We start from the raw sequence: 7,177 nt of genomic DNA, 5'->3' as shown, positions 1-7,177 counted from the left end.
GCGTCCCTCTGATCAGCCCGCTGCCCAGACGGCGACTGCCGCCGCGCCGGCTCGTCCGAGGGCCCAGACGGATCCCCCAACGCCGGCAAGTGCGTAGCAGCTGACCGGCACCAGCATGAGCCATTCCCTCCATGAGCCCGCATCTCCGAGGACCGGAAACGAAACGTGCCCTCCCGGCCGCCACATCCACGAAAGCACCGGGACCCGCGAGAGGCGCCGGGGTCGTCGAATCGCGATCGGCCACAGGAGGTTGCAGCCGCCCGTCGTGAGCATGTCCCCCGCGATGTGGGCGGCGGACCCCAGGGCGACGGCGAGGGGGAACCAGTTCTGCTCGCGGGGTGCGAAGACGGCGATGAACGCCGCAAGGGGCACCGCGACCAACCACGGAATCCGGCGTACACCCTCCGGGAAGACCCCTAGGACCTTTGCCGCGAAGGCGACGAGCAGGAGCGACACAATGCCCGCTCCGAGATGGAGCGTCCCGACTGCGGGAGCCTCCACCGTCCAGTGGCCGGCGGCCCATGCTATCGCCGTGAAGACGGCAATCCCGAGCAGGGAGTGCGTTCCATTGCGGTGCCCGCCTGCCACGGCGCCGATCCCCGCGCAGATCGGCCGGGATATCGGGGGGAGGGAATGGGCGATCGTCGCACTCGGATGATCGGCATCCGGGAGCAGTGCCGCGCCTGCCGTCACGAGGGCACCGGCGACGGCGCCGAGCGGCGAAGCGTGCAGGAGGGGCCAACCGAAGTCGAAGCTCGCAGGAGCCCACCCCAGAAGCGACGTCAGCGGTGTGAGGTCAAGGTGAACCCGGGTTGTGACAGCAACCCAGGCTGCGGCGCCACACGCGGCGTGGTGAGGGCCCATCATCCGGCCGGATCCTCCTCTGACCTGCGGATTCGCGCCGAATGCGCCCTCCTACCCTACCGTTCCGGGGCCAGCCGCCTCTCCCATGGGGGCGTCGCCCCGCGGGGCAGCGCCCAGGTCAGGCCAGGCAGTCAGTGCATGCCCCTGCATCGAGGTCCGCGTCGCGGAGAACCCGGCCGCAATCCCTGCATTCCGCGTGGGCGGCGAGGTCGGCGCAATTGGCGCAGCGGCGCTCCTCGGCTTCGGCAAGTCCCGCCCCGCAGTCCACGCACGTGTCTTCCGACGCGGCCCGGGAGCGATCGACGAGTCGGTGCAATTCGAGTTCTTCAACAGCAAGTGCGCTCATGTATCGAGGCTAAATTGCCCGTCCGACAAAATAAGGACGCGGCTCCGGCGTGCCGGGAATCCGCGTAGGCTCGGAGGATGGCGCGCTACTTCGACGTCCACCCGGTGGATCCCCAGCCCCGCCTGATCGGCCAGATCGTGCGGATTCTTCAGGAGGGAGGGCTCATCGCCTATCCCACGGACTCGTGCTACGCCCTCGGCGCCCAGATGGGCAACAGGGAAGCGCTCAATCGGATCCGGCAGATCCGCCGACTCGACGACAAGCACCACTTCACCCTCGTGTGCCGCGACTTCGCCCAACTCGGCCAGCTCGTGAACATCGACAACGACGTGTTTCGAGCCATCAAGAGCGTGACGCCCGGCCCCTACACCTTCATCCTTCCCGCGACCCGGGAAGTTCCACGCCGCATGCTGCATCCGAAGAAGAAGACGGTGGGCGTGCGCATTCCCGACAATAACGTCGTCCGATCACTCGTCGCGGAACTGGGAGAGCCGATCCTCTCTTCCACCCTGCTCCTGCCCGGGGACGAGGACCCCCTCATCGATGGCTGGGACATCAAGGACCGGCTCGACAACGCGCTCGACGCGGTCGTCGACGCTGGCGACTGCGGGACAGAGCCGACCACGGTGATCGACTTCTCCAATGGCTACGCGGAAGTGGCACGCCGGGGTGCAGGGGATGCCTCCCGCTTCGAATGACTCCTCAGGATCTGGGCCCTGACGCCGCGGCCGGCCGAGCGGCACGAGCCTAGAATGGGATAGCGAGAGGAGGGCCTGGCGTGGCACGGTTCCACTACCGCAACCCCAAGAGCTCCCGGCGCTTCCCGGCGGCCACCTCGGAGCGCACCATAGCAGCGGCGCCTGCATCGCCGCCGTCGGCCTCCGCACGGCGCCGCCCCCAGCAGCTCCGCTCCGGCGCACGGTGGGCGCAGCAGCCAACTTCTCGCCAGCCCGTTCAGCAAGAGCAGCCCACCCACGTCCACGACGCCGGGCTCGGCGTTGTCTCCCCGCAGGCGACGGACCGGTGGCGCGAGCTCCTGGCGCCCGACGGAACACCACCCGCCCTGCCGTACCAGATCGACTACGTCCGCGCCGCCGTCCGCCAGGAGACAGGCACACGGCCGAGCCTGCGCGGCCTCACGGTGGGTCAGGCAGAGCGGATCCTGGCCGCGCTCAACGTCGATCCCCGCCCCCTGTGGCGCCGCGGCAGGGACAGCTGGGCCATGAATGTGCTCGCCATCAGCGGGAAGTGGCTCGCCATCGCGCTTCTCTTCATCGTGATCCTCTCCCTCGGGCGAGCCGACGGCATGCCCGTAGTGCTGCTCATCCTCATGGGCTTCGGGCTCTCCGCGGCTCGGCGCCAACGGCGGCAGACCTTCGAGAACCGTCAGTACCGCCGTCCGCGGCCCGAGATGCCGGCGACCCAGGAAGAGTACGACGGCGGAGCCTTGCCTGAGTTTCCCGGCTCGCCCGCGCCTGGCCCTCGGGACGAGGACAAAGGCAACCCGTACGACGTCGACACGTACCTGAAGCGGCTCGGACGCGACGAGCGCTGAGGCGCCCCGGCCCCCGGCCAACTGCCACCCTGGCTCCGCCCTTTTCCGTGCCTCCTCCCCGAAGAGGCCCGGCCGCACTTTGACATCTAGCATGGCAGTACTTGTATGGTAGTGGTGTCGGTGTGTTCGCACCGGGCACCGACAAGCCCCAGTCGCTGCAAAGGAGCAGAGATGTCCGAGAACTCCACGTCCCCACGACCGAGGGTCGAACCCGAATCCAGCCTCAAGCCCGATTCAAGCTCCACCAGGACAAGCACGAGCGAACTCGCAAAGGCTGCCGTCTCCGGCTGGCTCGGGACGGCCATGGAGTTCATGGACTTCCAGCTGTATTCGCTCGCCGCAGCAATCGTCTTCAACAAGATCTTCTTCCCTGACGTCAGCCCGCTGATCGGCCTGATCGCCGCGATGGCGACATACGGTGTCGGGTACGTGGCGCGCCTCGTGGGAGCCGTCTACTTCGGCCGCATGGGAGACAGGATCGGCCGCAAGAGGGTCCTCTTCCTCACGATCGCCCTCATGGGCGCTTCGACAACGCTCATCGGGGTCCTGCCGACTTACGGGATGATCGGCATCTGGGCGCCGATCCTGCTCGTCGCCCTGCGGCTCGTCCAGGGATTCGGAGCCGGCGCCGAAATCGCCGGGGCGTCGGTCATGCTGGCGGAGTACGCCCCGGCCAAGCGCCGCGGCCTCATCTCATCGCTTGTCTCGCTCGGGACAAACTCGGGAACCCTCGCAGCATCGGGCCTGTGGGCGCTCCTCGTGAGCACCCTTCCGAACGACCAGCTGCTCTCATGGGGATGGCGCGTCCCCTTCCTAGCAAGCTTCCTCGTGATGCTCTTCGCCGTCTGGATCCGCCGATCGCTGAGGGAGAGCCCCGTCTTCGAGCACCGCGCCGACGTCGTCGACGGCATCGCCCTCTCGCGGTCCGAGATGACGGCTCGGACCAAGGACCAGCGCGAGGACCAGCCTGAGGGCATCCTCGAACGGGCCCTTCACCAGAAGAAGGGCAAGGCCTTCCTCATCGCGCTCGGGCTCCGCTTCGGCCAGGCCGGCAACTCCGGGCTCGTCCAGACGTTCCTCGTCGGATACCTCGCAACCGTGCTCCTTGCGGACAAGACCATCGGAACGGCCTCGATCATGTACGGCTCGCTCCTCGGCTTCGCGACCGTGCCGTTCGTCGGCTGGCTCGGCGACAAGTTCGGCCGTCGTCGGCTCTACATGGTCCTGAGCTCGCTCACGATCCTGTTCGCGGTCCCGATGATGCTCATGATCACGAGCGGCAATCCCGCGCTCATCACGCTCGGCATGATCATCGGCCTCAACCTCGGAGTGCTGAGCCTCTTCGCGATGGAGAGCGTCACGATGGCAGAGTTCTTCGGCGCCCGAACCCGCTTCACCCAACTAGCGCTCGCCAAGGAGATCGGCGGCATCCTCACCACGGCGATCGGCCCGGTCCTCGCCGCGACCCTCACCGCAGTCACAGGCCAGTGGTGGCCCCTTGCCGCAATGCTCATCGGCTACAGCGCCGTGACGCTCATTGCGGCGGCCGTCGGCCCCGAGGTTCGCGGCCGTGACCTCGTCCGGCTCGAGGACGCAGTTTAGACACCCCGAGAAGAATCAGACCCAGAAGGACTGTCCCGTGAAGATCACCGACGCCCGCGTTGCCGTTTCCTCCCCTGGCCGAAACTACGTCACGCTCGTCATCGAGACCGAAGACGGCATCACCGGCATTGGCGATGCGACTCTGAACGGGCGTGAGCTCGCCGTCGCCTCGTACCTCCGTGACCACGTGTGCCCGCTCCTCGTCGGCCGTGACGCGCGCCGGATCGAGGACACGTGGCAATACTTCTACAAGGGCGCGTACTGGCGGCGCGGGCCGGTGACCATGACTGCGATCGCCGCGGTCGACGTCGCCCTCTGGGACATCAAGGGCAAGGCCGCAGGAATGCCCGTCTACGAGCTGCTCGGCGGGGCCGCCCGCGAGGGGGTCATGGTGTACGGCCACGCGAGCGGCGCCACGCTCGAGGATCTGAGCGCCGACTTCCAGCACCACCTCGACCTCGGCTACAAGGCCATCCGCGCCCAAGCCGCCATCCCCGGGATCGAGAAGACCTACGGAATCGCGCCCGCTGACGGGAAGCTCTACGAGCCCGCCAGCGGCGCTGTCCCGCAGGAGGACACGTGGGAGACGACGGCTTACCTCGACTTCGCGCCGACCATGATGGCGCACCTGCGCGAGGAGTTCGGCTACAAGGTGCACATGCTCCACGACGTGCACCATCGCCTGACGCCGATCGAGGCGGGCCGCCTCGGCGCGTCCCTCGAGCCCTACCGCCCGTTCTGGATCGAGGACCCGACGCCCGCCGAGGACCAGAGCGCCTTCCGCCTGATCCGCCAGCATACGACGACGCCGATCGCCGTCGGCGAGGTCTTCAACTCGATCTGGGACTGCCAGCAGCTCATCACGGAGCGGCTCATCGACTATGTCCGCGCTTCCGTCTCGCATGCGGGCGGCGTCACCCACTTGCGCCGGATCTTCTCCCTCGCCGACCTGTATGGGGTCCGGTCCGGTTCGCACGGCGCGGGCGACCTGTCCCCTGTCTCGTTCGCCGCGGCCCTCCATGTGGACCTGAGCATCCCGAACTTCGGCATCCAGGAGTACATGGGCCACCGCGACCCGGCGAACGAGGTGTTCTCGTCGTCGTACACCTTCGAGGACGGCTACATGCATCCGGGCACTCAGCCCGGACTCGGCGTGGAGTTCAACGAAGAGGCCGCCGCCCGCTTTCCGTTCGCTCCCAAGTACCTTCCGGTGAACCGCCGCCTCGACGGCTCGATCCACGACTGGTAGTCGGTGCCCTGAGGCTCGCTCCAACGCGGCGAGGACGGCTTCACACCAGAACACCCACCGTGCGTCAAGACGGCTGTCCGGGGTACCCCTTGGGTGTCCCAGCAACCGTCGGGCGGACCTCCGCCGGTCGGGCCCATCGAAAGGAGAAGCAATGAGTTTCGAACCGCGCGCCGCCATCGTCACAGGCTCCGATTCGGGGATCGGCCAAGCGACCGCCGTCGCCCTCGCGGCAGCGGGGATGGACGTGGGCATCACATGGCATTCAGACGAGAAGGGCGCCCAAGAGACAGCGGACGAGGTCCGCCAGCAGGGTCGGAAGGCGTATGTTGCCAAGCTGGACGTCGCCGACGCGCCGGCCTGCGGCGGCGTGGTCGACGACCTTGTGGCACAGCTCGGCGGCCTCGACGTCTTCGTGAACAACGCTGGCACGGGTGCGAACGAACCGTTCCTCGACATGGATTACGATCGCTGGCGCCACATTGTGGCTACCGACCTCGACGGCGCGTTCGTGTGCCTGCAGAGGGCGGCACGCCACATGGTGCAGGCAGGCAACGGCGGGCGCCTCATCGCCGTGACGAGCGTGCATGAGCATCAGCCCCGTGTCGGCTCCTCCGCCTACGACGCCGCGAAGCACGGCCTCGGCGGCCTCATGAAGACGATCGCCCTCGAACTGGGCGAGCATGGCATCACGGCGAACTCGGTTGCGCCAGGCGAGATCGCCACCCCGATGACCGGCCAAGAGGACAAGGACCCGCACGGCGTCGCCCGCCCCGGGGTGCCGCTTGGGCGCCCGGGAGACGCGCGCGAGGTCGCTGCGGTCATTGCATTCCTCGCCTCGCCCGCGTCGAGCTACGTCACCGGTGCGTCGTGGTCAGTCGACGGCGGCATGCTCCAGATGGGGCCTCAGGGGGGCTCCCACATCACGAGCGACGACTGGCGGAAGGGCTGAGCGAGGGGCCGGCTGAGAGGGCTGGCCCCTACGCCTACGCCGTGACCGTGAGCAGACGGGCGCTCCCGTCCGCCTCGCCCACGAGGCGGATCCGCTGCCGCCCGAAGGAGACCTCGCCGCTCACCAGCAGCGCCAGATAGCGGAACAGCTGCTCCTCACGCGAAAGCGCCTGCAGGTGCGTCCCCGCATGGTCGAAGAACGCCTCCGCCATGACGAGGCCGGCCACAGCGCGATTCCTGAGCGCCGTCAGGAAGGCGTCGACCCGCCGGAAGAGATCCGGGACGAAAAGGAGCACGACGGCGAAGATCCCCGCGGCGGCAAGGCTGATCCGGTTCGTGACGACGACGTAGGCGAGCACGAGGCCGATGACGACGACGAGGGCCCGGCTTGCGACGTTGACGGCTCTCGCGAGCTTGCGGTGCGACTTCATTCGCTCGAGCACCGCATGGTCGGCGGCGAGGGCGAGCCGCTGCCCGGCTTCGAGGATCGTTTCGCGCACGAGGCGCGTTCCGTCTGGAAGGAGCGTCCCTTGCGCTCCGAAGAGTTGCCGTGTCATCTGTCCCCTCGCGTCGCCCGGCCTTGGTGAGTCGGCTACTATTCTCCCACGCGCCG

At 68.0% G+C, this 7,177-nt stretch carries 8 protein-coding genes; 5 read left to right on the top strand and 3 right to left on the bottom strand.

From position 1 onward, the window contains the following. Positions 1–12: 12 nt before the first annotated feature. Together V7053_RS16975 and V7053_RS16970 are read right to left on the bottom strand one after the other, a co-directional pair. A complete protein-coding gene (locus V7053_RS16975) occupies positions 13–867 on the bottom strand; it encodes a metal-dependent hydrolase (protein ID WP_334173447.1) in 855 nt (284 codons plus the stop codon). A 115-nt stretch (positions 868–982) separates the two neighbouring features. Beyond that, the gene (locus V7053_RS16970; protein ID WP_334173446.1) at positions 983–1,210 is read right to left on the bottom strand and encodes a hypothetical protein; all 228 of its coding nucleotides are present in this window, start codon (positions 1,208–1,210) and stop codon (positions 983–985) included. Between the two features lie 77 nt (positions 1,211–1,287). Here V7053_RS16970 and V7053_RS16965 point away from each other — a divergent pair, with 77 nt between their 5' ends. From V7053_RS16965 to V7053_RS16945, 5 genes are all read left to right on the top strand, one after another. Continuing rightward, the gene (locus tag V7053_RS16965) at positions 1,288–1,908 is read left to right on the top strand and encodes an L-threonylcarbamoyladenylate synthase (protein ID WP_334173445.1); all 621 of its coding nucleotides are present in this window, start codon (positions 1,288–1,290) and stop codon (positions 1,906–1,908) included. Positions 1,909–1,988: 80 nt separating this feature from the next. Next, positions 1,989–2,765 carry a hypothetical protein gene (locus V7053_RS16960; protein WP_334173444.1) on the top strand — a complete coding sequence of 259 codons (777 nt, stop codon included), beginning with the start codon at positions 1,989–1,991 and terminating at the stop codon, positions 2,763–2,765. Between the two features lie 171 nt (positions 2,766–2,936). Continuing rightward, positions 2,937–4,367, top strand: coding sequence for an MFS transporter (locus V7053_RS16955; RefSeq protein WP_334173443.1), 1,431 nt, complete (start codon positions 2,937–2,939; stop codon positions 4,365–4,367). A 37-nt stretch (positions 4,368–4,404) separates the two neighbouring features. Further along, complete coding sequence (manD, locus tag V7053_RS16950; protein WP_334173442.1) at positions 4,405–5,616, top strand: D-mannonate dehydratase ManD; 1,212 nt, start codon at positions 4,405–4,407, stop codon at positions 5,614–5,616. Between the two features lie 151 nt (positions 5,617–5,767). Beyond that, positions 5,768–6,565 (top strand): SDR family oxidoreductase, encoded by a 798-nt coding sequence (locus V7053_RS16945; RefSeq protein WP_334173441.1) that lies wholly within the window; start codon positions 5,768–5,770, stop codon positions 6,563–6,565. Between the two features lie 34 nt (positions 6,566–6,599). Here the strand turns inward: V7053_RS16945 and V7053_RS16940 are convergent, their stop codons facing one another. Continuing rightward, positions 6,600–7,121, bottom strand: a complete 522-nt coding sequence (locus V7053_RS16940) for a hypothetical protein (protein WP_334173440.1) — start codon at positions 7,119–7,121, stop codon at positions 6,600–6,602. Between the last annotated feature and the right edge of the window lie 56 nt (positions 7,122–7,177).

It is taken from the genome of Sinomonas sp., from assembly GCF_036848755.1.
Classification (GTDB): domain Bacteria; phylum Actinomycetota; class Actinomycetes; order Actinomycetales; family Micrococcaceae; genus Sinomonas.
The sequence above is the reverse complement of the archived record's forward strand: the minus strand, read 5'-3'. Positions and strand labels throughout refer to the sequence as shown.

Bases quoted from the DNA above. Each gene is read 5' to 3' on its own strand.
- V7053_RS16975 (WP_334173447.1), bottom strand. From the start codon at position 867: ATGATGGGCCCTCACCACGCCGCGTGTGGCGCCGCAGCCTGGGTTGCT.
- V7053_RS16970 (WP_334173446.1), bottom strand. From the start codon at position 1,210: ATGAGCGCACTTGCTGTTGAAGAACTCGAATTGCACCGACTCGTCGAT.
- V7053_RS16965 (WP_334173445.1), top strand. From the start codon at position 1,288: ATGGCGCGCTACTTCGACGTCCACCCGGTGGATCCCCAGCCCCGCCTG.
- V7053_RS16955 (WP_334173443.1), top strand. From the start codon at position 2,937: ATGTCCGAGAACTCCACGTCCCCACGACCGAGGGTCGAACCCGAATCC.
- V7053_RS16945 (WP_334173441.1), top strand. From the start codon at position 5,768: ATGAGTTTCGAACCGCGCGCCGCCATCGTCACAGGCTCCGATTCGGGG.
- V7053_RS16940 (WP_334173440.1), bottom strand. From the start codon at position 7,121: ATGACACGGCAACTCTTCGGAGCGCAAGGGACGCTCCTTCCAGACGGA.